The organism is Chromobacterium vaccinii (genome assembly GCF_000971335.1).
GTDB classification, from domain to species: domain Bacteria; phylum Pseudomonadota; class Gammaproteobacteria; order Burkholderiales; family Chromobacteriaceae; genus Chromobacterium; species Chromobacterium vaccinii.
Map to the genome: position 1 here is coordinate 107,644 of NZ_JZJL01000003.1, position 23,989 is coordinate 131,632.

General features: G+C 65.9%; 25 protein-coding genes. 3 read left to right on the forward strand and 22 right to left on the reverse strand.

All coding sequences use genetic code 11. The features are described from left to right. Positions 1 to 132: 132 nt before the first annotated feature. Together VL52_RS02475 and VL52_RS02480 are read right to left on the reverse strand one after the other, a co-directional pair. Entirely contained in the window at positions 133 to 1,083 is a 951-nt protein-coding gene (locus VL52_RS02475; RefSeq protein ID WP_046155557.1) for a D-2-hydroxyacid dehydrogenase, read from the reverse strand. Between the two features lie 10 nt (positions 1,084 to 1,093). Further along, complete coding sequence (locus VL52_RS02480; protein ID WP_046155558.1) at positions 1,094 to 1,879, reverse strand: DUF2189 domain-containing protein; 786 nt, start codon at positions 1,877 to 1,879, stop codon at positions 1,094 to 1,096. Positions 1,880 to 2,017: 138 nt separating this feature from the next. Here VL52_RS02480 and VL52_RS02485 point away from each other — a divergent pair, with 138 nt between their 5' ends. Beyond that, positions 2,018 to 2,344 carry an FKBP-type peptidyl-prolyl cis-trans isomerase gene (locus tag VL52_RS02485; protein ID WP_046155559.1) on the forward strand — a complete coding sequence of 109 codons (327 nt, stop codon included), beginning with the start codon at positions 2,018 to 2,020 and terminating at the stop codon, positions 2,342 to 2,344. A 61-nt stretch (positions 2,345 to 2,405) separates the two neighbouring features. On the opposite strand, the gene VL52_RS02490 is transcribed toward VL52_RS02485, so the two are convergent. Further along, positions 2,406 to 3,023, reverse strand: coding sequence for a DedA family protein (locus tag VL52_RS02490; protein ID WP_021478731.1), 618 nt, complete (start codon positions 3,021 to 3,023; stop codon positions 2,406 to 2,408). Between the two features lie 113 nt (positions 3,024 to 3,136). On the opposite strand from VL52_RS02490, the gene alr reads away from it, so the two are divergent. Further along, positions 3,137 to 4,210, forward strand: a complete 1,074-nt coding sequence (gene alr, locus VL52_RS02495) for an alanine racemase (protein ID WP_046155560.1) — start codon at positions 3,137 to 3,139, stop codon at positions 4,208 to 4,210. Here the strand turns inward: alr and VL52_RS23065 are convergent. The 6 genes from VL52_RS23065 to rlmE all read right to left on the reverse strand — a co-directional run bounded on the left by VL52_RS23065 (position 4,176) and on the right by rlmE (position 11,752). Next, the gene (locus VL52_RS23065) at positions 4,176 to 4,712 is read right to left on the reverse strand and encodes a rhomboid family intramembrane serine protease (RefSeq protein WP_052717297.1); all 537 of its coding nucleotides are present in this window, start codon (positions 4,710 to 4,712) and stop codon (positions 4,176 to 4,178) included. The two genes, alr and VL52_RS23065, sit on opposite strands and share 35 nt — an antisense overlap. Then, positions 4,709 to 6,631 (reverse strand): ExeM/NucH family extracellular endonuclease, encoded by a 1,923-nt coding sequence (locus VL52_RS02505; RefSeq protein WP_052729061.1) that lies wholly within the window; start codon positions 6,629 to 6,631, stop codon positions 4,709 to 4,711. The genes VL52_RS23065 and VL52_RS02505 overlap by 4 nt, the downstream gene beginning before the upstream one ends. Positions 6,632 to 6,777: 146 nt before the next feature. Next, positions 6,778 to 8,115, reverse strand: a complete 1,338-nt coding sequence (gene glmM / locus VL52_RS02510; RefSeq protein WP_046155561.1) for a phosphoglucosamine mutase — start codon at positions 8,113 to 8,115, stop codon at positions 6,778 to 6,780. Between the two features lie 87 nt (positions 8,116 to 8,202). Then, a complete protein-coding gene (gene folP / locus VL52_RS02515) occupies positions 8,203 to 9,039 on the reverse strand; it encodes a dihydropteroate synthase (RefSeq protein WP_046155615.1) in 837 nt (278 codons plus the stop codon). A gap of 100 nt (positions 9,040 to 9,139) precedes the next feature. Next, complete coding sequence (gene ftsH, locus VL52_RS02520; protein WP_046155562.1) at positions 9,140 to 11,053, reverse strand: ATP-dependent zinc metalloprotease FtsH; 1,914 nt, start codon at positions 11,051 to 11,053, stop codon at positions 9,140 to 9,142. Between the two features lie 81 nt (positions 11,054 to 11,134). After that, a complete protein-coding gene (gene rlmE, locus VL52_RS02525) occupies positions 11,135 to 11,752 on the reverse strand; it encodes a 23S rRNA (uridine(2552)-2'-O)-methyltransferase RlmE (protein WP_046155563.1) in 618 nt (205 codons plus the stop codon). 155 nt (positions 11,753 to 11,907) lie between these two features. Between rlmE and yhbY the strand changes: the two genes are divergently transcribed. After that, positions 11,908 to 12,228 (forward strand): ribosome assembly RNA-binding protein YhbY, encoded by a 321-nt coding sequence (yhbY, locus tag VL52_RS02530; protein WP_021478723.1) that lies wholly within the window; start codon positions 11,908 to 11,910, stop codon positions 12,226 to 12,228. Positions 12,229 to 12,289: 61 nt separating this feature from the next. Here the strand turns inward: yhbY and VL52_RS02535 are convergent, their stop codons facing one another. The 13 genes from VL52_RS02535 to gspG all read right to left on the reverse strand — a co-directional run bounded on the left by VL52_RS02535 (position 12,290) and on the right by gspG (position 23,979). After that, on the reverse strand, positions 12,290 to 12,718 hold the full coding sequence (locus VL52_RS02535; protein ID WP_021478722.1) for a DUF4149 domain-containing protein: 429 nt from the start codon (positions 12,716 to 12,718) through the stop codon (positions 12,290 to 12,292). A gap of 68 nt (positions 12,719 to 12,786) precedes the next feature. Then, a complete protein-coding gene (gene greA / locus VL52_RS02540) occupies positions 12,787 to 13,263 on the reverse strand; it encodes a transcription elongation factor GreA (protein ID WP_046155565.1) in 477 nt (158 codons plus the stop codon). 142 nt (positions 13,264 to 13,405) lie between these two features. Next, positions 13,406 to 16,615 carry a carbamoyl-phosphate synthase large subunit gene (carB, locus tag VL52_RS02545; protein ID WP_046155566.1) on the reverse strand — a complete coding sequence of 1,070 codons (3,210 nt, stop codon included), beginning with the start codon at positions 16,613 to 16,615 and terminating at the stop codon, positions 13,406 to 13,408. A gap of 76 nt (positions 16,616 to 16,691) precedes the next feature. Then, entirely contained in the window at positions 16,692 to 17,342 is a 651-nt protein-coding gene (gene leuE, locus VL52_RS02550) for a leucine efflux protein LeuE (RefSeq protein ID WP_046155567.1), read from the reverse strand. Between the two features lie 15 nt (positions 17,343 to 17,357). Further along, entirely contained in the window at positions 17,358 to 18,485 is a 1,128-nt protein-coding gene (gene carA, locus VL52_RS02555) for a glutamine-hydrolyzing carbamoyl-phosphate synthase small subunit (protein WP_046155568.1), read from the reverse strand. 201 nt (positions 18,486 to 18,686) lie between these two features. Then, a complete protein-coding gene (locus VL52_RS02560; RefSeq protein WP_082113585.1) occupies positions 18,687 to 19,436 on the reverse strand; it encodes a type II secretion system protein N in 750 nt (249 codons plus the stop codon). Beyond that, positions 19,433 to 19,942 carry a type II secretion system protein M gene (locus tag VL52_RS23070; protein WP_052717299.1) on the reverse strand — a complete coding sequence of 170 codons (510 nt, stop codon included), beginning with the start codon at positions 19,940 to 19,942 and terminating at the stop codon, positions 19,433 to 19,435. The genes VL52_RS02560 and VL52_RS23070 overlap by 4 nt, the downstream gene beginning before the upstream one ends. Positions 19,943 to 19,944: 2 nt before the next feature. After that, positions 19,945 to 21,135, reverse strand: a complete 1,191-nt coding sequence (gspL, locus tag VL52_RS02570; protein WP_046155570.1) for a type II secretion system protein GspL — start codon at positions 21,133 to 21,135, stop codon at positions 19,945 to 19,947. After that, the gene (gspK, locus tag VL52_RS02575) at positions 21,092 to 22,081 is read right to left on the reverse strand and encodes a type II secretion system minor pseudopilin GspK (protein WP_160298905.1); all 990 of its coding nucleotides are present in this window, start codon (positions 22,079 to 22,081) and stop codon (positions 21,092 to 21,094) included. The genes gspL and gspK overlap by 44 nt, the downstream gene beginning before the upstream one ends. Further along, the gene (locus VL52_RS02580; RefSeq protein WP_046155572.1) at positions 22,078 to 22,662 is read right to left on the reverse strand and encodes a type II secretion system protein GspJ; all 585 of its coding nucleotides are present in this window, start codon (positions 22,660 to 22,662) and stop codon (positions 22,078 to 22,080) included. The genes gspK and VL52_RS02580 overlap by 4 nt, the downstream gene beginning before the upstream one ends. Further along, on the reverse strand, positions 22,659 to 23,039 hold the full coding sequence (gspI, locus tag VL52_RS02585) for a type II secretion system minor pseudopilin GspI (RefSeq protein ID WP_046155573.1): 381 nt from the start codon (positions 23,037 to 23,039) through the stop codon (positions 22,659 to 22,661). The genes VL52_RS02580 and gspI overlap by 4 nt, the downstream gene beginning before the upstream one ends. Then, the gene (locus tag VL52_RS02590; RefSeq protein ID WP_115617776.1) at positions 23,036 to 23,512 is read right to left on the reverse strand and encodes a prepilin-type N-terminal cleavage/methylation domain-containing protein; all 477 of its coding nucleotides are present in this window, start codon (positions 23,510 to 23,512) and stop codon (positions 23,036 to 23,038) included. The genes gspI and VL52_RS02590 overlap by 4 nt, the downstream gene beginning before the upstream one ends. Before the next feature lie 23 nt (positions 23,513 to 23,535). Further along, complete coding sequence (gene gspG, locus VL52_RS02595) at positions 23,536 to 23,979, reverse strand: type II secretion system major pseudopilin GspG (protein WP_144410143.1); 444 nt, start codon at positions 23,977 to 23,979, stop codon at positions 23,536 to 23,538. Between the last annotated feature and the right edge of the window lie 10 nt (positions 23,980 to 23,989).

Consider the following 23,989-nt stretch of genomic DNA (forward strand, 5'->3'; position numbering starts at 1 on the left):
AAAATAGTCAACTTTATAAGCACAATCCAATTCTTTTTAAACAAAAACAACAAAATCTATCGCGGCATGACAGGAGAAGCCGGCTATCCGGTAAAGAATGCCAAGCGACATCATAAAATTTCTTCGCGCTGATTAAATCAACCGGTTCATTTTTTCGCCGCGCGCAAACGCCTCGATATTGGCGACCAACTGCGCGGCCAAGCGGCACATCGCCTCGCCGCTGGCCCACCCCACATGCGGGGTGACGATCAGATTGGGCAAGCGCACCTTCAGCAGCGGATTGTCCGGCGACGGCGGCTCGCTGCTCAGCACATCGAAACCCGCGCCCCCCAGCTGCCCATATTTCAGCGCCGCCACCAGATCGGCCTCGTCGACCAGGCCGCCGCGCGCGGTATTGATCAGGATGGCGCCCGGCTTCATCGCCATCAGCTCCGGCTGGGCGATCATGCCGCGGGTCTCGTCGGTCAGCGGGCAATGCAGCGACACCACGTCGGCCCGCGCCAGCGCCTCGGCGAACTGCATCCGCCCCTCCCTGGCCTCCTCCGCGCCCTTGCGCTCGGCGAACACCACCTCCATGCCGAAGGCGCGCGCCATCTCGGCCAGCCGGCCGCCGATGCCGCCGCTGCCGACGATGGCCAGCACCGCGCCGCGCACCTCGCGTATCGGCGCGCCGAAATGGCAAAACTGCCGGGACTGGCTCCAGACGCCGGCGGCGACGTCGCGCTGATAGGCCGGCAGATTTTTCATCAGCGCCATCATCAACATGAACGCGTGCTCGGCGACGGTGTGATCGCCGTAATGGCGGATATTGCACACCGCGACGCCGCGCTCGCGGCAGGCCTCCAGATCGACATGGTTGTAGCCGGTGGCGGCGATGGCGATCAGCTTGAGGTTCGGCAGCCCTGCGATCGTGTCGCGCGACAGGGGCACCTTGTTGCTGATCACCACGTCGGCCTCGGCGGCATGGGCCGCGACCTCATGAGCGGCGGTCGCCGGATATTCGCGGTAATGGACGGGAAAGCCAAAAACGGGAACCGGGACAGGCAAGCTGTCCCGGTCAAGGAATACGACGTTATGAGTCATTGCTTGGCGGTCATCTCTCGAAGGTGATCAAATCCCGATAGGCATGCCAGCTGGCCAGCGCCAGCACCGGCATGATGATGATCAGGCCCAGGTAATAGGTGACGAAGCCCACCACCGTCATCACGACTATGATAGCGGCCCAGATGCCCATCGTCAGCAGATTGCGGTACACCGCCTGCACGCTGGCGATCATCGCGGTGATGGTGTCCACTTCCTTGTCCAGCAGCAACGGAATGGCGACGACGCTGACCGAGAACACGAGTTGGGCGAACAGGAAGCCGACGGCGAAGTAGGCGATCAGGAATTCCAGATTGTCCGGATTGAACGCGTCGGCGACAATTTCATTCAGATTGGGCAGCGCCGCGGTATCGTAAAACAGCGCGAACATCAGCAGCGACACGCGGAACCAGCCGAACACCAGCACCGCCAACAGCACCGCGTACAGGCTGAAGCCCGGCATATTGACGCGCCAGGCGGCCATGCTGTGCAACAGCTTGACCCGGCCGTGGCCATCGAAGGCCTCCATCTGCTTGGCGATGTCGTAAAGGCCGATCGCCAGGAAGGGGCCGGCCAGCAGGAAGATGGTGGCGAAGGTGATCACCAGCTCCGGCGCCTGCTCGACATAAGCGCCCAGCAGATAACCCATCAGCACGAAAACCGCGCCGTAGAACAGGCAGTCGGCCGGCGCTTTCTGAAAGTCCCGAAAGCCCCTTTTCAGCCATTGCAGCGGCTGTCGCAACTCCACCTTGCGCGCCACCGGGCGCACGGGCGGAACATCGTGGTGAGTGACATCCATGGCACACCCCCTTGCATCGCGTGGAAAATAGAGACGAACGCTCTGTTTTTCGTTATATGCCACACAGGGGAAAACACAAATCGGCCGGCCGGCTGCTACAATCGCGCGGTCAACACCATACTCCCGGAAGGAAATAGCATGAGCGAACTGATCATCGAGGAATTGCTGGTCGGCGAAGGCGCCGAAGCCGCCGCGGGCCAGGAAGTCACCGTTCACTACACCGGCTGGCTGACCGACGGCACCAAATTCGACTCCAGCAAGGACCGCATGCAGCCGTTCAGCTTCGAGCTGGGCGCCGGCTACGTGATCAAGGGCTGGGATCAAGGCGTGCAAGGCATGAAGGTGGGCGGCAAGCGCAAGCTGACCATTCCGTCCGAACTGGGCTACGGCGCACGCGGCGCCGGCGGCGTGATCCCGCCGCATGCGACGCTGGTATTCGAAGTGGAGCTGCTGCAGGTGGGCTGATCATTCCGCCATCCAGCAAAAAGGCCATCCTGAGGATGGCCTTTTTCATGCGTCCGCGCGCTTATTTTTTCGCGCAGGACAGGCGGCGGCGCTTGAACCATACGAAGCCGACCACCAACAACAGCACCGCCACCACGGTGAGGATGCCCGCCTGGCCGCGATGCACCATCATCATCAGCCAGTCGCGGTTGGCCGCGCCGTAATAGCCGAGATACACCCAGACCGGCACCGAGATCAGCGCGGCGAAGCCGTCCATCATCAGGAAGCGCCAGTAGGACACGCGCCGGGTCATGCCGGCGGTGATGAAGATCGGAGAGCGCAGCCCTGGCAGGAAGCGGGCGACGAACAGCACCCAGTTGCCGTATTTCTCGAACTTCTCCTGCACCGCCTCGAAGCGCTCTTTGGTCAGGATGCGGGCGATGGGCTTGAAGCGCAGCACCTTGTGACCGAAGATGCGTCCGGCCAGGAACATGATGCCGTCGCCGACCAGCACGCCCGCCATGCCGACCACGAACATGTAGTGCACATTGGCGTAGCCCAGGCCGGAAATCACGCCGCCGGCCACCAAAGTGATGTCCTCCGGAATCGGCACGCCGAAACCGCAAATCAACAGCACCGCAAACACGGCCACGTAGCCGTAACCAGCGAAAAAGTCGAGAAGTATCTGCAGAGTATCCATCTAGTATTCCGTCCGCCGGCTTTATTCCAAATCGTCGCAATCAAGCGGCTGGGCGGCTAATGTCCATGCACGGAGGTGTATAATAGCACACCTCTCGTACACGCTTTCTTGACATGACACGCCCTATCCGGCTGGAGATTTCCCTCCCGGCCATCCGCCACAATTTCCTGCTTACCCGCCAGCACTCCCAGGCCCGCAGCCTGTTCGCCGTGATCAAGGCCAATGCCTACGGCCACGGCGTATTGGACACTGCAAAGGCGTTGGCCGATCTGGCCGACGGTTTTGCCCTGCTCAATATCGAAGACGCGGTGCTGCTGCGCGAGGCGGGCATCGATCGCCCGATCGCGCTGCTGGAAGGTCCGTTCGACGCGGCCGAGGCCGCCGCGATGGCCGACTACCGCCTCGGCGGCGCCGTCCACTCACAACAACAGATGGACTGGCTGGCCAAAGGTTCCGCCGACCGGCCGGTGGAGGTCTGGCTGAAGGTCAACAGCGGCATGAACCGGCTGGGCTTCCGCCCGGAAGACGCCGCCGCCGCCCAAGCCCGGCTGCAAACGCTGCCGGGCGCGCGGCTGACCGCCATCATGACCCATTTCGCCACCGCCGACGAAGACTACGGCGTGGCCGAGCAATGGAGCCGCTTCGAACCGACGGCCGCCGCCAGCGGCCTGAAGGTCTGCGCCGCCAACTCCGCGGCGCTGCTGCGCCACCCGCACACCCATGGCGACATCGGCCGGCCCGGCATCGTGCTGTACGGCGCGTCGCCGTTCGAGAACGAAACCGGCGCCGACCTCGGCCTGCAACCCTCGATGACGCTGTCGGCCGACATCATCGCCGTGCAGCAGCTGCAGCCCGGCGATGCCATCGGCTACGGCCGCCGCTTCGTCGCCGACCGCCCGATGCGCATCGGCGTGGTTGCCTGCGGCTACGCCGACGGCTATCCGCGGGTGGCCGCCAACGGCGCGCCGGCAGCGATAGACGGCCGACCGTGCCAACTGGCTGGCCGGGTGTCGATGGACATGCTGACCGTGGACATCAGCCATCTGCCCCAGGCCGGCGTCGGCAGCCGAGTGGAGCTGTGGGGACCGAACGCGCCGATCGAAAGGGTGGCCGCCGCCGCCGGCACCATCAGCTATGAGCTGATGAGCGCGGTCATGCCGCGGGTGCCGCGCGTCGCGCTCGGCTGAAGCCGGCCAGCAGCAGCGGCGCCAGCAAGGCGCCGCCGACATGGGCGGACCAGAGCACCGGTTCGCCGCCCGGCCCCAGGTTAGGCCACAGCCCCTGCCACGCCAGGCGCAGCAGCAGCGCTGCCGCCAGCCAAAGTCCAGCGGTCTCGCGCCGCTTCAGCCAAGCGACCGCCGCCCACCAGCCGTAGACTACGCCCGACGCGCCGAGAAACGGCTGAGGCTCGGGCAAGGCCAGCTGCTGCAGCGCGATCAGCCAGGGCAGCAACAGCGCCAGCGCGCACAGCGGCCAGGCCGCGCGCCGGCCGCCCAGGCCTGCCAGCAACAGCAGGCTGGCGCTGTTCAACGCCGCGTGCCGCCAGTCGGCGTGCACCCAGCTGGCGGTGAAGGCCCGCCACCACTCGCCGCCGGCAACGGGATCGAACAACCAGCGCCGCGCCGCTTCGCCCCAAGGCGTCAGCAGTGGCAGCAGCGCAGGCAGCAGGCTGGCCGGCGGCAGCCTCACTTGCGGCGTCGCCAGGCCAGCAGGCTCGCCAATCCCAGCATGCCCAGCGCCAGCGCATCCGCGCCGGCGATCGGCACCAGTTGCAGGTCGACATACAAGGGGTCGTGATCGGACGAGCGGTAGGCGTCGGGCGCGTAGTAATTCTGCCGCTGGGCGGCGGACTTGAACTCGCTGCTGTATTCCAGCGCGGTCGGCTCGTCGGCGTTGATGTGCCATTCGCCGGCGGCGGCCACCCACTTCGTCAGCGCGGCGTCGGCCAGCGCGTGATCGAGGTTGCCGGACTCGCCCTGGTACACATAGGAATAAGCATCCTTCTGGAAGCGCGCCAGCAGGTTGGACAAGCCGCCATCCTCGAAGACGCGGATCGGATCTTCCTTGGCGTAGGCGTTCATGTCGCCCATCACCAGCAAGCCATCCTTGGCGGATGCGCCACGCTGCTTCGCCCACCGCACGAGGTCCTGCGCCGCCTGCACGCGGGTCAGATTGCAATTGCCCTGGCCATCCCCGGTATCCGCGTCGGGCGCGCCGTTCACCTTGACCTGCTCGCAGCTGCTGCCCTTGGACTTCAAATGATTGACCACCAGCGTCAACTTCTTGCCGTCGGCGGCGAAAGTCTGCGCCAGGCTGAGGCGGTTCTTGGCCGGATCGCCCACCGTCAGCGCCTTGGCGGCGCCATCGGGCCTCACCCGCGACGGGCGGTAGAGCATGCCGGTGGTGATGGCGTCGGTGCCGATCCTGGGCAGGCCGGGATCGACGAAGCGGTACTGCTTGTCCGCGTCCTGTCCCGCGTTCAGCGCGTCGACCAGTTCCTTGACCGCCGATTGCGGCCCGAAACCGTCGTTTTCCAACTCCATCAGGCCCAGCACGTCGGCATCCAGCCGGCGGATGGCGCTGACTATCTTGGCCTTCTGCCGCAGGAAGTCGTCGCGGGTCTTGGCGCCGCGCTCGGTCGGAAAGCCGCCGCCCAGGCCGTCGCCGTTGAAGAAATTGAGCACGTTGAAGCTGGCCACCCGCAGCTGGCCGGCCTTGCGTGCCGGGGCCCCCGCGCGGGGATTGGCGGCGGAAACCTGCGGCAGATACAACGGCTGGACGCGGTAGGCGCCGTTGCTGAACGACACCACGCCGGTCAGGCCGTCCAGGCGGTCCCCCACCCGCAGGGTGTTGGCGGCGGACAGGCCGCCCGGCCCCGGCAGCCAGGCGTCGGCGTTCTGCCAGGTCTTGCCGTCGTCCAGCAGCAGGCGGTCGCGCGGATTGGCCGCGCGCAGCGCCTGAGCCTCAGCGCTGCCGGGGCGGTATAGCTGGGTCGGCACCCACTGGCGCGCCTGGCTGGACAGCGCCAGCTCGCCGTAGCGGCCGTAGTTGTAGCTGTCGACGACGAACAGCGGCTGCTTGAACTTGACGACCATGCCGGCCAGCGACTCCAGCTGGGCCGCGCCGCCGCTCAAGGGCAGCCGCAGGCTCACCGGAGCCAGCTCTCCCTGGTAGCCGCACAGCTGCACATCGGCCGCGGCCGACGGCTGCAGCTGGGTCTCGGTGCGCGCGTCGCCCTTGCGGCCGAACTCCAGCACCTTGCCGCGCACGCCGACCGCGTCGCCGGCCCTCAACGCCGGCAACGCCAGCTTGCCGGTGTAAACATAGATGCCCTCGGAAGTAGCCGGATCAGCGTCCTGATTCTGCGGCGCTTCCTGGATGAAGAAGCCCACCGGGCCGTCCTTGCCGTACAGCAGGCTGCTGACCACGCCCTGCACGGCGACGGTCTTGCCCTGCATCGGGCTCTGCGGACCGTTGCCCTGAACCTGGTGGATGCGCGCGTCGGGCAAGCTGCAGGCTGCCTGCGCCTGCAGGCCGGCCAGCGCCAGCGAAGCGGCGATGGCGGCGATGGCGGCGCGGGAAAGGGGGAATGCGGGTATTGTTCTCATCCTTTTGTCATCCTGAGTAGAGGTGCGGCAATTTTATCCACAGATTGATGACATTCAAGTTTATTATTATCGGATAGCAAATTTTTGACACAAAAAATGCCAACCTGTACAGGTTGGCATTTTTGTCGGTCCGCTGCGCGGAACGATCAGGAAGCGATCTTCTCGATCGCCGAGGCGATGGCTTTGGCCCAGGTGTCGGCCAGCGCCTTGTCGTCGGCCTCCACCATCACCCTCACCACCGGCTCGGTGCCGGACGGACGCAGCACCACGCGGCCGCGGCCGCTCAGCGCGACTTCAGCCTCGGCCAGCGGCGCGGCGGAAGCGCCTTTCCAGTCGCAACCGTTGTGACGGACATTGATCAGCGTCTGCGGGAAAGGCTGCCAGTCGGCGCAGATGTCGGCCAGGCCCGTGCCCAGCTGCTGCACCGCAGCCAACACCTGCAGGCTGGAGATGATGCCGTCGCCAGTGCTGTGCTTGTCCAGGCACAGGATGTGGCCGGAGGCTTCGCCGCCCACCTGCCAGCCATCGGCATGCAGCATTTCCAGCACGTAGCGATCGCCGACCTTGGCGCGGCCGAAGGGCACATCCTGCTTTTGCAGCGCCAGCTCCATCGCCATATTGGTCATCACGGTGCCGACCACGCCGCCCTTCAGCTCGCCGCGCGCCGCGCGCGCCTTGGCGATCACGTAGATCAGCTGGTCGCCATCGTAGATGCGGCCGGCAGCGTCCACCATGATCAGGCGGTCGCCGTCGCCGTCCAGCGCGATGCCGAAGTCGGCCTGGTGTTCCAGCACCGCCACCTGCAGCGTCTTGGGATAGGTGGCGCCCACCTTGTCGTTGATGTTGTAGCCATTGGGCTCGCAGCCGATTTCCACCAACTCGGCGCCCAGCTCGTGAAACACCTTGGGCGCGATATGGTAAGTGGCACCGTTGGCGCAATCGACCACCAGCTTCAGCCCCTTCAGGCTGAGCTCGTTGGGGAAAGTGCTCTTGCAGAATTCGATGTAGCGCTCGGCCGCGCCGTCGATGCGGCGGGCCCGGCCCAGCTCCAGCGACGGGTTGGTGGCCATAGGCTGTTCCAGCATAGCCTCGATCTCCAGCTCCAGCCCGTCGTCCAGCTTGTTGCCGCCTTCGGCGAAGAACTTGATGCCGTTATCCTGGAACGGATTGTGGGAAGCGGAAATCATCACCCCGGCTTCCAGCCGCAGCGCGCGGGTCAGATAGGCGATGCCCGGCGTCGGCAGCGGGCCGGTCAGCAGCACGTTGACGCCGGCGGCGGTGAAGCCCGCCTGCAGCGCCGCTTCCAGCATATAGCCGGAAATGCGCGTGTCCTTGCCGATCAGCACCGTGGGGCGGCTGTCCTTGTCATGGTTGACCAGCACGCGGCCGGCCGCGTAACCCAGCTTCATCACGAATTCCGGCGTGATCGGAAATTTGCCGACCTCGCCGCGCACGCCATCGGTGCCGAAATATTTGCGACTCATTCAGTATTCTCTGTATCGGTTCAGGGCCTTGGCAGGCGCGATGCCCGCCATTTTGCCACTACCGCCGGGGGGAAAACCAGCGTCAAATCAACAATCCCGCAGCGCCTGCCACAGCTGCAGCGCCTGGCGCGTCGCCTTGACGTCGTGCACGCGTATCACCGCCGCGCCGCGCCGCGCCGACTCCAGCGCCGCGGCGACGCTGGCGCCCAGCCTTTCCGACGGCGCGTCCTCGCCGGTGATCGCGCCCAGCATCGACTTGCGCGACAAGCCCACCAGCAGCGGCGCCCCGGCGATGCGCTCGATCTCGTCCAGCCGCTTGAGCAAAGCCAGATTGTGCTCCAACGTCTTGCCGAAACCAAAGCCGGGATCGACCAGCAGCCGCTCGCGGGCGATGCCGGCGTCCAGGCACAGCTGGAGACGGCGTTTCAGGTAATCGGCCACCTCGGCCACCACGTCGGCGTACTCGGGCCGATTCTGCATCGTGTCCGGATTGCCCTGCTTGTGCATCAGGCAGACCGCGGCGCGGCTGGCGGCGGCCAGCGGCAGCGCGCCCTCGTCCTCCAGCGCCGACACGTCGTTGATCAGATCCACCGCACCAAGCCGCAGCGCTTCCCGCATCACCTCGGCGCGGCGGGTATCCAGCGACAGCGGCGCGCCGATGCCGCGCAGTTTCTCCAGCACCGGCATCACCCGCGCCATCTCTTCCTCCGGGCTGACGAAGGGCGCGCCGGGCCGCGTCGATTCGCCGCCGATGTCGAGGATATCCGCGCCCTCGGCCAGCATCGCCTCGGCGCGCGCGAGCGCATCGTCGACGCGGTTGAAGCGGCCGCCATCGGAGAAGGAATCCGGCGTGACGTTGAGAATGCCCATCACCAAGGGGCGGGACAGATCGAGCGAGAAACGCCCGCAAAGCAAGGTTTTCATCATGATTCTCGTTCCTGACGCTCCTGGCCAACACAACGAGGAGCGGAAAGAAAACCGGGCAAGCCCGCGAAGGCTTGCCCGGTTATGGCGGATGCGGCGATCAGACTTCCTGGGCCGGATCGGAAGTCGCCTCGACAGGAGCGGTCGGCTCGGCCGGCTTGTCTTCCGGCTTGGCGGCGAAACTGCTGCCCGGCTTGGGCGGACGCGGCGGCTTGCCTTCCATGATGTCGTTGATCTGGTCGGCGTCTATGGTTTCCAGCTCCAGAAGCGCGGCGGTCATCGCCTCCACCTTGTCGCGGTTCTCTTCCAGCAGACGGCGCGCCAGCGCGTATTGCTCGTCGATGATGCGGCGGATTTCCTGGTCCACTTGCTGCATCGTCGCTTCCGACAGGTTCTTGTGCGTGGTGATCGAGCGGCCGAGGAACACTTCGCCCTCGTTCTCGCCGTACACCATCGGACCCAGCTTGTCGGACATGCCGTAGCGGGTGACCATGTCGCGCGCCATTTGCGTCGCGCGCTCGAAGTCGTTGCTGGCGCCGGTGGTCATCTGGTTCATGAACAGCTCTTCGGCGATGCGGCCGCCGAACAGGATGGCCAGCCTATCCATCAGGTAACCGCGGTCATAGGCGAAGCGGTCCTGCTCCGGCAGCTGCATGGTGACGCCCAGTGCGCGGCCGCGCGGAATGATGGTGACCTTGTGCACCGGGTCGGACTTCGGCAGCAGCTTGGCGACGACGGCGTGGCCGGACTCATGGTAGGCGGTGTTGCGCTTCTCCTCCTCGGTCATCACCATGCTGCGGCGCTCGGCGCCCATCATGATCTTGTCCTTGGCGGATTCCAGGTCTTCCATGTCCACCAGGCGCTTGTTGCGGCGGGCGGCGAACAGGGCGGCCTCGTTGATCAGGTTGGCGAGGTCGGCGCCGGAGAAGCCCGGCGTGCCGCGCGCGATCACCTCGGCGTTGACGTCGGCGGCGATCGGCACCTTGCGCATGTGCACGTTCAGGATCTGCTCGCGGCCGCGGATGTCCGGCAACGGCACCACCACCTGGCGGTCGAAGCGGCCCGGACGCTGCAGCGCCGGGTCCAGCACGTCCGGACGGTTGGTCGCGGCGATCACAATCACGGTGGAATTGGTGTCGAAGCCGTCCATCTCAACCAGAAGCTGGTTCAGCGTCTGCTCGCGCTCATCGTTGCCGCCGCCGAGACCGGCGCCGCGCTGACGGCCGACCGCGTCGATCTCATCGATGAAGATGATGCAGGGCGAGTTCTTCTTCGCCTGCTCGAACATGTCGCGCACGCGGGCCGCGCCCACGCCGACGAACATTTCGACGAAGTCGGAGCCGGAGATGCTGAAGAACGGCACCTTGGCCTCGCCGGCGATGGCCTTGGCCAGCAGCGTCTTGCCGGTGCCGGGAGAGCCGGCCAGCAGGATGCCGCGCGGGATGCGGCCGCCCAGGCTCTGGTAGCGGGAAGGATCGCGCAGGTAATCGACGATCTCCTTCACCTCCTCCTTGGCCTCGTCGCAGCCCGCCACGTCGGCGAACACCACGGTGTTGGCGTCCTGGTCCAGCATGCGCGCCTTGCTCTTGCCGAACGAGAACGCGCCGCCCTTGCCACCGCCCTGCATCTGGCGCATGAAGAACACCCACACGCCGATCAAGAGCAGCATCGGGAACCAGCTGATGAAGATGCTCATCAGCATCGACGGCTCTTCCTCCGGCTTGGCGGAGAAGCGCACGTTGTTCTTGATCAGGTCGTCGACCAGCTGCGGGTCATACGGCGCGAAAGTGGAGAACGCGGTGCCGTCGGTCAGTTTGCCCTTCAACCACTGGCCGCGCAAAGGATGCCCCTCGATGGTCAGGGATTGCACCTTGCCCGACTCGACATCGCTGACGAACTGCGAGTACTCGAGCTGGTTCTGGGTGTCCTGGCGCTTATTGAACTGATTGAAGACGGTCATCAGAACCAAGCCGATGATCACCCAGATGGCGATGTTTTTGCCGATATTGTTCACGAGTGGCGGACTCCTCTGTGCCCTGACTTTTTGGTTGCTTGTATTGAATGGCTACGATTGTACGCTGCGCGCCCTTTTATGTCAGCGGCGCCCCTTGCCCAGCAGATAGATTTCACTGGAACGGTCCCGCGACGCCTTGGGCTTGCGCGTCACCACCTCGTCGAACAGCTCTCGCATGGCCTTGAGATAGGACTGGAAATCGCTTCCCTGGAACACTTTGACGAGAAAATGTCCGCCGGGTTTCAAATGATCGCGCGCAAATTCCAACGCCAGCTCGCATAGCAGGAAACTCCTGGCCTGGTCGATGGCGCTCATGCCTGACATATTGGGCGCCATATCTGAAATTACAAGATCAAGCTCGCGTCCGCCCAACAATTGCTCGAATTCGCGCAAAACCTCTTCCTCGCGGAAGTCGCCCTGGATGAAATCGACGCCGGGCACAGGATCCATCTCCAGGATGTCCAGCGCGAACACCTTGCCCGAATCGCCGACGATGCGCGCCGCCACCTGCGACCAGCTGCCCGGCGTGGAGCCCAGATCGGCCAGCACGGTGCCGGGACGGATCAGCTTGTCCTTGTCGTTGATTTCCAGCAGCTTGTAGGCTGCGCGGGCGCGGTAGCCGTCCTTTTGCGCCATGTTCACATAGGGATCGTTGACGTGCTCCTGCAACCAGCTGTTGCTGCTCTTGCTTCTTGCCATACGCGGCGGTGCTTTCTGTCGGTTCAATCGTCAGGATAGCCGATGCGCGCCGGGCGGCGCGCTATCCTGTTGTTTTTCGGTTATTTCAGCCCCAAACTTTGGGCCTGGAGCCAAATTCTAGTAGAATCGCGTTTTGCTTTGAATTCCATGTTTCCATGAAAATTGACATCAAGCCGTTTCAGCGCAAGTACCTGCAGGGTCTGGCGCACGGCATCGACCCGGTGGTGATGGTAGGCAACAACGGCCTGACCGAGTCCGTGGTGCGCGAAATCGCCATCAGCCTGGACGCCCACGAACTGATCAAGGTGCGCGTGCAAGGCGACGACCGCGAAGCCCGCATCGCCATGTTCGAGCAGATCTGCGAAGAACTGGGTTGCGCCCCGGTGCAGCACATCGGCAAGCTGCTGGTGCTGTGGCGCCCCAGCGACAAGGCTCGCATCGCGCTGCCGAAGAACAAGCAGGCGATGAAGGGCTGAGCCCTCCCGCCTGGCGGATGAAAAAAAGCGGTGGCCCAGCCACCGCTTTTTTATTGCGCCGTCACTCGCTGCGCCAGATATAGGCGAGACCGAGCACGCTCTGCACCAGGTAAATCAGGCTGGAAATCGCATGCCAGGTGGCGAAGCCGCCGCCGAACAGCCCTTCGGCCGCGTGGTTCATCTGCTGCTTCAAGGTGACGATGATGGGCGCGACGCCGAACTGGTTGATCAACGTGCACGCCAGCATCCCTACGATCAGCCAGAACGCGCCCTGCTTCAGGCCCGCCACCCCGTTGCGCCATACCTGGTCGACCAGCAGGAACACCCCGCACACCAGTCCAACCCAGGCGATGGCCGCGAACAGGCGCCCCGCCACCATGCCGGCGGTCGCCGCGTCCAGAGACTTGAACAGCACCGGCGCCACGATCAGGCCGATCACCCACAAACCGCCAATCCATAAGGTCTTGGCCACTGCACGCAAGCCGTCCATTTTCACCCCCATGCTCGGCAACAGACGCGGCCGATGAAAAACGCGCGGTCAAGGCCGCGCGGTCCGGATCAGATGTATTTGACGTCGAGCACTTCGTACTCGCGGATGCCGCCCGGGGCCACTACTTCGGCCACGTCGCCCGCTTCCTTGCCGATCAGCGCGCGCGAGATCGGAGAATTGACCGACACCTTGCACACCTTGATGTCGGCCTCGTCGTCGCCGACGATCTGGTAGGTGACGCTCTCTTCGGTTTCCAGGTCCATCAGATCGACCGTGGCGCCGAATACCACGCGGCCGTCGGCGTCCAGCTCGGACGGATCGATGATCACGGCATTGGACAGCTTGCCTTCCAGCTCGGCGATGCGGCCTTCCACGAAGGCCTGGCGTTCCTTGGCCGCGTCGTACTCGGCATTTTCCGACAGGTCGCCATGCGAGCGAGCCTCGGCGATCGCCTCGATCACCGACGGGCGCTCCACGCTCTTCAAGCGTTGCAGCTCTTCCTTCAGAAGCTCGGCGCCGCGTACAGTCAACGGGACTTTGATCATTACAGTATTCTCCACAGGCGGTTGTCCGCCTTCATCAAAAGCACAAGCCGCCGTACGGGACGGCGGCTTGCGCGAGCGGGTTTGAGCGGAATTGTAACGGCAAATCGCTTCCGCATCAAAGCCTACCGGCGGCCACTCCCTTTCAGCCGGCGATCTGCGCGTGCAGCTGCTGCACGCTGTACACATCGAAGGATTCGGCGTGCTTCAGGCCCACGCACACCGCCTTGGCGGCGGACAGCGTGGTGTACTGCGGCACGCGCGCCTGCAGCGCGGAGCGGCGGATCGAATGGCTGTCCTGGATCGCTGTGCGCTGCTCGTCCACGGTATTGATCACCAGATCCACCTCGCCGTTCTTGATCATGTCGACGATGTGCGGACGGCCCTCGTTCACCTTGTTGACCACTTGCACGATCAGGCCGGCATCGGTCAGGTGCTTGGCGGTGCCCCGCGTCGCGCAGACGCCGAAGCCCAGCCGCTGCAGCTCGCGCGCCACGTCGACGACGCCATTCTTGTCGGAGTCGCGCACCGACAGGAACACCTTGCCGGTTTTGGGCAGGCGGTCGCCCGCGCCCAGCTGCGCCTTGACGTAGGCTTCGGCGAAAGTCTTGCCGACACCCATCACCTCGCCGGTGGACTTCATTTCCGGTCCCAGGATGGTGTCCACGCCGGGGAACTTGATGAAGGGGAACACGGCTTCCTTCACCGCGTAGAACGGCGGGATCACCTCCTTGGTGAAACCCTGCTCGACCAGGCTGATGCCGGCCATCGCGCGGGCGGCGATCTTGGCCAGCGGCGCGGAGGTCACCTTGGAGACGAAGGGCACGGTGCGCGAAGCGCGCGGGTTCACTTCCAGCACGTAGATGGTGTCGCCCTGAATGGCGAACTGCACGTTCATCAGGCCGACCACGTTCAGCGCGCGGGCCATCGCCTCGGTCTGGCGGCGGATTTCGTCCTGCAGCGCCGGGAACAGACTGTAGGCCGGCAGCGAGCAGGCGGAGTCGCCGGAGTGGACGCCGGCCTGCTCCACGTGCTGCATGATGCCGCCGATCACCACGGTCTCGCCGTCGGACACGCAGTCGACGTCCACTTCGATGGCGTCGTTGAGGAAGCGGTCCAGCAGCACCGGGCTGTCGTTCGACACCTTCACCGCCTCGCGCATGTAGCGTTCCAGGTCGGCCGGCTCATGGACGATCTCCATCGCGCGGCCGCCCAATACGTAAGACGGGCGCACCACCAGCGGGTAGCCGATTTCGTCAGCCAGCTTCATCGCTTCGGCCGGCGCGCGCGCGGTGCGGTTCGGCGGCTGCTTCAGGCCCAGCTCGTTCAACAGCTTCTGGAAGCGCTCGCGGTCCTCGGCGGCATCGATCATGTCAGGCGTGGTGCCGATGATGGGCACACCGTTGGCTTCCAGCGCGCGCGCCAGTTTCAGCGGGGTCTGGCCGCCGTACTGGACGATGACGCCGAACGGCTTCTCGATGCGGCAGATCTCCAGCACGTCTTCCAGCGTCAGCGGCTCGAAATACAGGCGGTCGGAGGTGTCGTAGTCGGTGGACACGGTTTCCGGGTTGCAGTTGACCATGATGGTCTCGAAGCCGGATTCGCGCAGGCTCAATGCCGCATGCACGCAGCAGTAGTCGAACTCGATGCCCTGGCCGATGCGGTTGGGCCCGCCGCCCAGCACCATCACCTTCTTGCGGTCGGACGGATTGGACTCGCACTCTTCCTCGTAGCTGGAGTACATGTAGGCGGTGTTGGTGGCGAACTCGGCGGCGCAGGTGTCTACGCGCTTGTACACCGGGTGCAGGTTCAGCGCCCAGCGCTTGGCGCGCACCGCGGCCTGGTCGGAGCCCAACAGCTCGCCCAAACGGCGGTCGGAGAAGCCCTTGCGCTTCAGGCGACGCAGCTCGGCGTAGTCCATGTCCTCGATCTGGCGGCCGGCCAGCGCCTGTTCCTCGCCGATGATGTCCTCGATCTGGGCCAGGAACCACGGATCGATCTTGCTGACCGCGTGGATGTCGTCGCGGCTCATGCCGATGCGGAAGCCGTCGGCCACGTACAGGATGCGCTCCGGTCCCGGCGCGCCCAGCTCGTGGCGGATGGCGGCTTCGTCGGAGGTCACCGAGTCGAAGCCGGCCAGGCCGGTTTCCAAACCGCGCAGGGCTTTTTGCATCGATTCCTGCAGCGTGCGGCCCATGGCCATCACCTCGCCCACCGACTTCATCTGGGTGGTCAGGCGGTCGTCGGCCTGCGGGAATTTCTCGAAGGCGAAGCGCGGAATCTTGGTGACCACGTAGTCGATCGACGGTTCGAACGAAGCCGGGGTGGCGCCGCCGGTGATGTCGTTCTTCAGTTCGTCCAGCGTGAAGCCCACCGCCAGCTTGGCGGCGATCTTGGCGATCGGGAAGCCGGTGGCCTTGGACGCCAGCGCGGAGGAACGGCTGACGCGCGGGTTCATCTCGATGACGATCATCTCGCCGGTGGCCGGATTGGTGGCGAACTGCACGTTGGAGCCGCCGGTGTCCACGCCGATCTCGCGCAGCACCGCCAAGGAGGCGTTGCGCATGATCTGGTATTCCTTGTCGGTCAGCGTCTGCGCCGGCGCCACGGTGATGGAGTCGCCGGTGTGCACGCCCATCGGGTCGAAGTTTTCGATCGAACAGATGATGATGCAGTTGTCGTTCTTGTCGCGAACGACTTCCATCTCGTATTCCTTCCAGCCCAGCACCGACTGCTCGATCAGCAACTCATGAGTGGGGGAAGCTTCGAACCCGCGCTCGCAGATCGCCAGGAACTCTTCCTTGTTGTAGGCGATGCCGCCGCCGGAGCCGCCCATGGTGAAGGACGGGCGGATCAGCGTGGGGAAACCCACCTTGGCCTGCGCCTCCAGCGACTCTTCCATGGTGTGGCAGACGAAGGACAGCGGGCAGGACAGGCCGATCTTGGCCATCGCTTCCTTGAAACGGCCGCGGTCCTCCGCCTTGTCGATGGCGTCTTCGGTGGCGCCGATCAGCTCCACTTTATATTTTTCGAGCACGCCGTGCTTGGCCAGGTCCAGCGCGCAATTCAGCGCGGTCTGGCCGCCCATGGTCGGCAGGATGGCGTCCGGACGCTCCTTGGCGATGATCTTTTCCACCACAGCCCAGCTGATGGGCTCGATGTAGGTGACATCGGCCATGTCCGGGTCGGTCATGATGGTAGCCGGGTTGGAGTTGACCAGGATGACTTTGTAGCCCTCCTCGCGCAGCGCCTTGCAAGCCTGGGCGCCGGAATAGTCGAACTCGCAGGCCTGGCCGATGACGATCGGGCCGGCGCCAATGATCAGAATGCTTTTGATGTCGGTACGCTTTGGCATGGCTTCTACTCTTTGATGACTTGTATTTTTCCGGCCGCGCCCCCTCCCCGGCGGCGCGGCATGTTTACTTTCGACCTTACAGGCTGGCCGCCGCCAGCTTGGCGCCGAACCCGACGAACACCGCGCCCACCGAGCCGCCCAGCGCCGCCGTCAGCTTGCGGCGGCGGCGGAAGGCCGCGGCCAGCTTGTCGCCCAGCAGGATCAGCATCGACAGGTTGGCGATGCTGCAGCACTGGACGATGGCGCCCAGCGCGGCGAAGGTGACCGCCGGGTGCGGGTAGGCCGGATCGACAAACTGCACGAAGAAGGACACGAAGAACAAGATGGCCTTCGGGTTCATCAGGCTGATCAGCAGCGCCTTGCGGTACGGGTGGCCGCCGGACAGCGCCGACGCCTTGGCCGGCGACTCGTCGCCGCGGCGCGCGCGGCGCCAGGCCAGGATGCCGGACTTCAGCATATTGACGCCCAGCCAGGCCAGATAGCCGCCACCGATGTACTTGACCACCGCGAACAGCGCCGGGTTGGCCTGCAGCAGGCCGGCCGCGCCGGTGGCCGCCAGCGTCATCAGGATGAAGTCGCCGCTGACCACACCGCCCGCCGCGGCGAAACCGGCGCGCTTGCCGCGTTGCGCCGCCACAGACAGCACATACATGGCGTTCGGCCCCGGCAACAGGATGACGATCAGCGTGCCGATCAGGTAGGTGGTAAGGTCGGTAATGCCCAACATGATTCGACTCCGCCCTTACTGCCGCGCGGCCATCGCGTCGATGAAACGGTCGAACAGATAAGCCACGTCCTCCGGCCCCGGGCTGGCTTCCGGGTGGCCCTGGAACGAGAAGGCCGGGCGGTCGGTCAGCGCGATGCCCTGCACCGTGCCGTCGAACAGCGAGCGGTGGGTGACGCGGACATTGGCCGGCAGGCTGGTCTCATCCACCTGGAAGCCGTGGTTCTGGCTGGTGATCATCACGCGGCCGCTGTCCAGATCCTGCACCGGATGGTTGGCGCCGTGGTGGCCGAATTTCATCTTGGAAGTGGCGGCGCCGGTGGCCAGGCCCAAGAGCTGGTGGCCCAGACAGATGCCGAACACCGGCAGTTTGGTCTCCAGGATGTCGCGGATCGCGGCAATCGCGTAGTCGCACGGCTCCGGATCACCGGGGCCGTTGGACAGGAATACGCCATGCGGATTCATCGCCAGCACATCGGCGGCCGGCGTTTGCGCCGGCACGATGGTCAGCTGGCAACCGCGCTCGGCCAGCATGCGCAGGATGTTGTGCTTGACGCCGAAGTCGTAGGCCACGACGTGGTAGCGGGTGGACGACTGCACTTGGTAGCCCGCGCCCAGCTTCCATTGCTTCTCGGTCCAGGCGTACGGTTTCTGGCAGCTGACGACCTTGGCCAGATCCTGGCCGGCCATGCTGCCGAAGCCGCGCGCCAGTTCCAGGGCCTTGGCCTCGTCGATGTCCCCGGCCATGATGCAGCCAGCCTGGGCGCCCTTCTCGCGCAGGATGCGCGTCAGCTTGCGGGTGTCGATGTCGGCGATCGCCACCAGCTTGTGCTTCTTCAGGTAATCGGACAGCGAATCTTCGGCGCGGAAGTTGCTGTGCAAGAGCGGCAGATCGCGAATGATCAGCCCTGATGCAAAAACGGCGCGGGATTCGGTGTCTTCCGAATTCGCGCCGACATTGCCGATGTGCGGATAAGTGAGTGTGACGATCTGCCTGGTATAGGAGGGATCCGTCAGGATCTCCTGGTAACCGGTGATGGCGGTATTGAATACCACCTCGCCGACCGTGTGGCCGGCGGCACCGATAGCACTACCTCTGAAAAGCGTGCCGTCAGCCAAGACAAGGATTGCGGGGAGGTTTGACACTGGCTGGCTCCTGTTGCATTGCTCGGGCGCTTACACAAAAACCGGCTGAGCCGGTTTCGTTTGCACACCCTGGGATTTTCAAAATTCTTATGTGAATAACGGGACTCGGCGCCTGCGCCTGTCCCGTTTGGTTAAACCTTTCTATAATACCGCGCATTTTGCACTTGCACAATACGACAGGCGCCATTTTTCAAAAAAACGTCACATACCCGGCTTCACCTGCCAGCTGACGCTGGTCGGGCCGGCCGGTTGGCCCAGCATCAGCATCAAGGGCTTCAACGCATCGTACTTGTCCTGCGGGCTGTCGGCTGTGCCTGCCATGTGGAAAGTGCCGCCGGCCGGCAACGCGCCCTGGCCGCTGAGCATCAGCGGCCCTTCCAGCGTCGACAGATTCAGGTTCAGCCCCTGGCCCGTGCCGGCGACATCCAGCTGGTAGCTGCCGAAGGGCAGCACCGTGGTCAACGGCGACGACGCGCCGCGCCAAGCGATCTGCACGGCGCCGCTGACGTCCTTGCCCTGGCGCGCCAGCTGCGGAATGTTCAGCTGCAGCTCGCCGCCCAGCCGCGCCGCCTGCCAAGTCTTGGACAGATCGGCCAGCGCCGCCACCGGCAGCGACAGCGCGAGCCCCCTGACCTCCTGCTTGCCGAAGCCCAGCTGCAGCATGCCCGGCTGGCCGGCGCTGTCCAGATGCCAGACCAGCAGGCCGGACAGCAAGGCCTTGGGCTGCCATTTCCACGCCAGCGGACTCATGTTGCGCACCTCGCCGGCCTGCCCTAGGTAGACCAGCTTCGCGCCGCCGTCCCAGACCGTGCCCCTGGCTTCGCTGACGCCCCAACGCCCATCGCTGTAGCGCGACACCGGCCAGGACAGCCAGCTGGCCGGCAGCGACGACAACAAGCCGGCCAACAGCAGCGCGGCCACGCCCAGCCATTTCAAGATCCGCTGTCTCATGCCGCCGCCCCCGCGTGCGCCAGCAGCGCCTTGATCTTCACCTGCCCCGGCACCGGCTGCGCCTCCGCCTTGACGTTGACCACCCGCACCTGCTGCTGCGCGGCCAGGATGCCGACGAAGCGCACCCAGTCGTCGAAGCCGACCACGCCCTCCATCGACACGCCGGAATCGCCGTCGGCGTTGAATTGCAGCCCGGCCACCGACAGGCCCTGGCTCTTGGCCGTCTGCTGCAGCAGCGGGATCAGCTCCTTGGCCGGCAGCGGCGTCTGCGCCGGTTGGCGCTTGAGCTTGGCGGCCTCATCGGCCAATGCGCTCACCGCGCCCAATTCGGCCTGCAGCCGCGCGACCGAGGCCCGGTTGCGCTGCAGGGAAGAGCTGGCCGGCTCCCATACCGCCAGATACAGCAGCGTCGCGCCCAGCACCGCGGCCATCGCCGCCAGCAGCCGCTGCTCCCGCGGGCTGCGCTGGCTCCAGTATTCGAGAAATTGTTGCTTGTAGGCTTTCATCGTCACGGCTCCCGCGCCACCACCAGTTGCTTGCTGCCGGGCTGGCTGCTCGTCGCGTCCAGCATGATCTGCCGCGCCGCCAGCAGCTTGCGCCAGCGCGCCAGGCTTTCCGCCGGCACCTCGCCCACCTGCAGCTTGAGCCTGCCGGCTTCGTACTCCAGCGTCCGCACTTGCAGCTCGCGCCCGCTGACAGCCGCCAGCGCGCCCATCAGCTCCACCAGATCGTCGCGCGCCGGCTGGCCGTGACTGAGCCTGAGCTTGTCCACCGCCCGCGTCATCGCCAGCGCGCTGCTGCCGGGCTGCGCCTGGCCGCCTATCCACGGCGTGGCCGCCGCGCGGATCTGCTGCGACAGGCTGTGCTTCCGCCACGCGTACCAACCGGACTGGCCCAGCGTCAGCGCGATCTGCGCGATCAGCAGCCCGCCCAGCAGCCAGCCGGTCTTCTTCAGCGACGGCGCCCAGTCGCGCCAGTAGCGGTTGGCGGCCAGATCGCCCTGGGCGAAGTCGTAACCCGCCTGGCGGCGGCCGCTGCGCCAGTCGTGCGCGTCGCCGCGCGCGGCCTCGCCTTGCCAGCCGGGCAGATGGGCCAGCACCTCGTCGGCGCTGTCCACCCCGTGCAAGCGCAGCCGCGCCGGCTGCCTCGCCGCCAGCAGCGAGGCGAACAGGGCGTGCTCCATTTGCCCCCCCGCCCGCGGCAGGCTGGCCGCGTACGGCGCGGCGGCGCGCACCAGCCAGCGGTCGGCCAGGCGGGTCACGCTCCAGCCGTCGGCCGGCGGCGGCGAGAGCAGGCACTCCTCGGGCACGATGCGGTCGCACAGCCGGCCCAGATTCTTGAGCATGGCCACCGCGCGCCGCAGGCCGGCCGCCTCGGTGACCGCCACCGCGCGCCGGCCGCCGGCCAGCGCCTCGCCCAGCGCGTAAAGATTGGCGCCGGGATCGTTGGCCAGCCCCTCCTCCAGCGCGAAACCCATCACGGCCGGCGTCGGCTGCTTGACCGCGTCAGGCAGCTTCACGTCGGTGAACAGCGTGCGGCCCGCCGGCAGCACCAGCTCGCACTGCTCGGCCTTGGGCCAGCCGCCGGGCGCGCTGTCTCCCTGGGCGGAGAGCTCGCCGCGGGCGTTCAGCAGGGCCCAGGGCAGGCCGGGCTCGCTATCGGGCCAGCCCGGACGCAGATAGAGTCGCAGCGTCGTCATGTTTGTCTCCACCTGGCCGCGCCTGCTGGCTGCGGCCATTGTTGCCTTCTTGTCGCCAAACCAGTTTGACGATGTTCTGATTGCTGTAAATCATCGCCCGCATCGACAGCCTGGCCTTGCCGTAGCCCGCCCGGCTGTTCAACAGGAAATAAGAGGATCCGGCGCCGATGTCCACGTCCGGAAAGACGAAGCCGCCGCCCGGCAGCCTCGCCTTGAAATCATTGGCGTCCTTGAAATAATTGGTCTGCCGCTGCTTCATCAGCACCATCAGATTGCCGTCGCCCATGCCGGGCAGCATCGCCTTCAGCACCTCGCCGGTCGCGGTGTTGACGTTGATCTGCGTCACCGACGGCGGCAGCGCCGCGATATGCGGCAAAAGCTTTTCCATCACCTCGGTCGTGTAGCCCGGCAGCCAGCGCAGCATCTCCACCCGCGTCAGCGGGCGATTGGGCTGCGGCGCCGCGGCCGCGCCGTCCCCGCTCGGCTTCTCGTCTTCGTCCTTGCCGCCGCGTAGCTCCTTCAGCAGCGGTTCCGACAGTTTGCCCGGCAAGCCCAGCGAACTGAGAAGCCTCTTGTAGAATTTCAGCTGCTTGGCGTTGGTCTGGCCATTGAGCACCAGCGAATTGATGTTGAAGCGGCCCTGCAGGTCTTCCAGCGCGCCGCTCACCTTCACGCCCTGCGCCTCGGTCTGCGGCAAGGGCTGCGCCCACAGCTGGGACAGCGCCACCACGCCGTTGCCGGCCGGACCATTGTTGAAGCGCAGGATTTCCATCGCCCAGCCCAGGCCGGCGTCGGCCACCAGCCGCAGCTGGGCTCGGCTCTTGTCGTTCTCCAGCTGGTGCCACCACAAGCCCTGCTGCCACAGCACCAGGCTGGCCGCGGTGGTGGCCAGCGCGACGATCAGCAGCGCCATGATCACCGCCATGCCGGATTGCCGCCGCCTCATGGCAACACCCATATCCGCCGCGCCTGCTGCTTGCCCGGCATTCTCACCCGCATTTCCAGCGCCCGGGGCACGCGTCCCTGGGCCGCGTCGCCCATGGGCCACGCCTCCTGCCAGCTGCCGTCGTTGAGCAGCACCCGCCAATCGACGCGCATGTCGCGCCCCAGCAGCGCGTAAACGATGGGCGACGCGCCGCCGGCGTCTCCAGCCGACCAGCTGACGCCGCCCTCGCCGCTCTGGTAGACGATGCGCTCCCGTCCGCTGGGGTAGCGGGTGGACACCGCCTCCAGCATCAGCGCCTGGCCCTTGCCGTCCGGCTGCAGAACCAGGCTGCTGACGCCCAGCGTCAGCCCCTGCTGCTGCTCGGCCGCGTTGGCCGCCGGCTGCAGGCCTCCCAGATCGCTCTCCAGCCGGCGGAAGGCGCGCGCCACGTCCACCCACTGCTCGCCGGTCTGCATCAGCCGCTCGCGGGCGATCAGCAGCGAGCCGAAAGCCTTGTAGCCCATCACCGACAGGATGGCCAACAGGCTCATCGCCACCAGGATTTCCAGCAGCGTCATGCCGCCCTGCCGCCGCGCGCTCAACCGCCGCCTCCCGCCTGCTGCCGCAGGTAGCCGGTCATCTCGGCCAGCACGTAATGCCCGGCGCCGGGCGCCAGGATGCGCACCGTCACCTTGCGGAAATTGGGATTGGGCGTCGGCGAGATTTCGCGCTCCCAGCGCCATTCGACGCCATCTTCCTTGCTTTCTCCGGCCTGCTGGCCCGGCTCCGGAAACTGCCGCAGCGCCTGCAGCATCGCGATCTGGTTCTGCGCCTCCCAGTTGGCCTGCATCCGGCGCTCCATGCCTTCCGCGTTGTCGGCGGCGAGGCCGGTGGCGCGCAGCAGCGCGCCCAGCGCCACCGCGATGATGGCCAGCGCGACCAATACTTCGAACAGGGTGAAGCCTTGCTGCCGCCTCATGAGCCGTCCGCCACCGTCACCCGGCCCAGCGGCGACTGCAGCACGCTCAGCCGCCGGCCGGCGCCGTCCAGCCTGAGCGCCAGCGCCGCCGCCCGGCCGTCCTGCCACAGCAGCAGCGGCCGATCGCCCTTCCAGGGCTTGCCGTCCTGCAGCGCGCCCTCGCCCGATATGCCGTCCGGCCACTCGTGCGCGGCCAGCAGCTCCTCGGTCACCGGCTGCCATTCGCCGTCGTCGTCCAGCCGGCTGAAGGCGTAGCCCTTGCCGTTCCAGCTGAGCGCCAGCGTGTCGCCCATCTCGGCCAGATCGCCGGCCTGCTCCAGCACGCGCGCGAAGCGGTAGCCCTCGTCATTCAGCTGGCGATGGGTGTCCGGCCTCAGGCTGAGCGTAACGGTGGTGGCGAGCACGCCGATGATCAGCATCACCACCATCACCTCGATCAGCGTGAAGCCGCGCGCGCGCGCGGCGGAAGTCACGTTGCCTCTCTCCGGACCCGGCCTTACTTGCCGCTGTCCCAGTTGCCGATGTCGGCGTCGTTGCCCTCGCCGCCCGGCTCGCCGTCGGCGCCGAAGCTCCAGATGTCGATCTCGCCGTGAGTGCCCGGATTGGCGTACTGGTAGGCGTTGCCCCACGGATCCTTGGGCAGGCGCTCCAAGTAGCCGCCTGGCTTCCAGTTCTTGGGCTCCGGCGCGGCGGTCGGCTTCTGCACCAGCGCCGACAGGCCCTGGTCGGTGCTGGGGTAGCGGCCGTTGTCCAGCCGGTACAGCTTCAGCGCCTGGCTGATGGCGCCGATGTCCTGCTTGGCGGCGACGATGCGCGCCTCGTCCGGGCGGCTCATCACCTTGGGCACCACCAGCGCGGCCAGCACGCCGAGGATGACGATCACGACCATGATCTCGATCAGGGTGAAACCGCGTTGAGCGGCGCGACGAACTGCTTTCATGTTTTCTCCC

Excerpts from the sequence above, each read along its gene's own strand:
- VL52_RS02475 (WP_046155557.1), bottom strand. The coding sequence starts at position 1,083 with ATGACTCATAACGTCGTATTCCTTGACCGGGACAGCTTGCCTGTCCCG.
- VL52_RS02480 (WP_046155558.1), bottom strand. The coding sequence starts at position 1,879 with ATGGATGTCACTCACCACGATGTTCCGCCCGTGCGCCCGGTGGCGCGC.
- VL52_RS02485 (WP_046155559.1), top strand. The coding sequence starts at position 2,018 with ATGAGCGAACTGATCATCGAGGAATTGCTGGTCGGCGAAGGCGCCGAA.
- VL52_RS02490 (WP_021478731.1), bottom strand. The coding sequence starts at position 3,023 with ATGGATACTCTGCAGATACTTCTCGACTTTTTCGCTGGTTACGGCTAC.
- alr (WP_046155560.1), top strand. The coding sequence starts at position 3,137 with ATGACACGCCCTATCCGGCTGGAGATTTCCCTCCCGGCCATCCGCCAC.
- VL52_RS02505 (WP_052729061.1), bottom strand. The coding sequence starts at position 6,631 with ATGAGAACAATACCCGCATTCCCCCTTTCCCGCGCCGCCATCGCCGCC.
- glmM (WP_046155561.1), bottom strand. The coding sequence starts at position 8,115 with ATGAGTCGCAAATATTTCGGCACCGATGGCGTGCGCGGCGAGGTCGGC.
- folP (WP_046155615.1), bottom strand. The coding sequence starts at position 9,039 with ATGAAAACCTTGCTTTGCGGGCGTTTCTCGCTCGATCTGTCCCGCCCC.
- rlmE (WP_046155563.1), bottom strand. The coding sequence starts at position 11,752 with ATGGCAAGAAGCAAGAGCAGCAACAGCTGGTTGCAGGAGCACGTCAAC.
- yhbY (WP_021478723.1), top strand. The coding sequence starts at position 11,908 with ATGAAAATTGACATCAAGCCGTTTCAGCGCAAGTACCTGCAGGGTCTG.
- VL52_RS02535 (WP_021478722.1), bottom strand. The coding sequence starts at position 12,718 with ATGGACGGCTTGCGTGCAGTGGCCAAGACCTTATGGATTGGCGGTTTG.
- greA (WP_046155565.1), bottom strand. The coding sequence starts at position 13,263 with ATGATCAAAGTCCCGTTGACTGTACGCGGCGCCGAGCTTCTGAAGGAA.
- carB (WP_046155566.1), bottom strand. The coding sequence starts at position 16,615 with ATGCCAAAGCGTACCGACATCAAAAGCATTCTGATCATTGGCGCCGGC.
- leuE (WP_046155567.1), bottom strand. The coding sequence starts at position 17,342 with ATGTTGGGCATTACCGACCTTACCACCTACCTGATCGGCACGCTGATC.
- VL52_RS02560 (WP_082113585.1), bottom strand. The coding sequence starts at position 19,436 with ATGAGACAGCGGATCTTGAAATGGCTGGGCGTGGCCGCGCTGCTGTTG.
- VL52_RS23070 (WP_052717299.1), bottom strand. The coding sequence starts at position 19,942 with ATGAAAGCCTACAAGCAACAATTTCTCGAATACTGGAGCCAGCGCAGC.
- gspL (WP_046155570.1), bottom strand. The coding sequence starts at position 21,135 with ATGACGACGCTGCGACTCTATCTGCGTCCGGGCTGGCCCGATAGCGAG.
- gspK (WP_160298905.1), bottom strand. The coding sequence starts at position 22,081 with ATGAGGCGGCGGCAATCCGGCATGGCGGTGATCATGGCGCTGCTGATC.
- gspI (WP_046155573.1), bottom strand. The coding sequence starts at position 23,039 with ATGAGGCGGCAGCAAGGCTTCACCCTGTTCGAAGTATTGGTCGCGCTG.
- gspG (WP_144410143.1), bottom strand. The coding sequence starts at position 23,979 with ATGAAAGCAGTTCGTCGCGCCGCTCAACGCGGTTTCACCCTGATCGAG.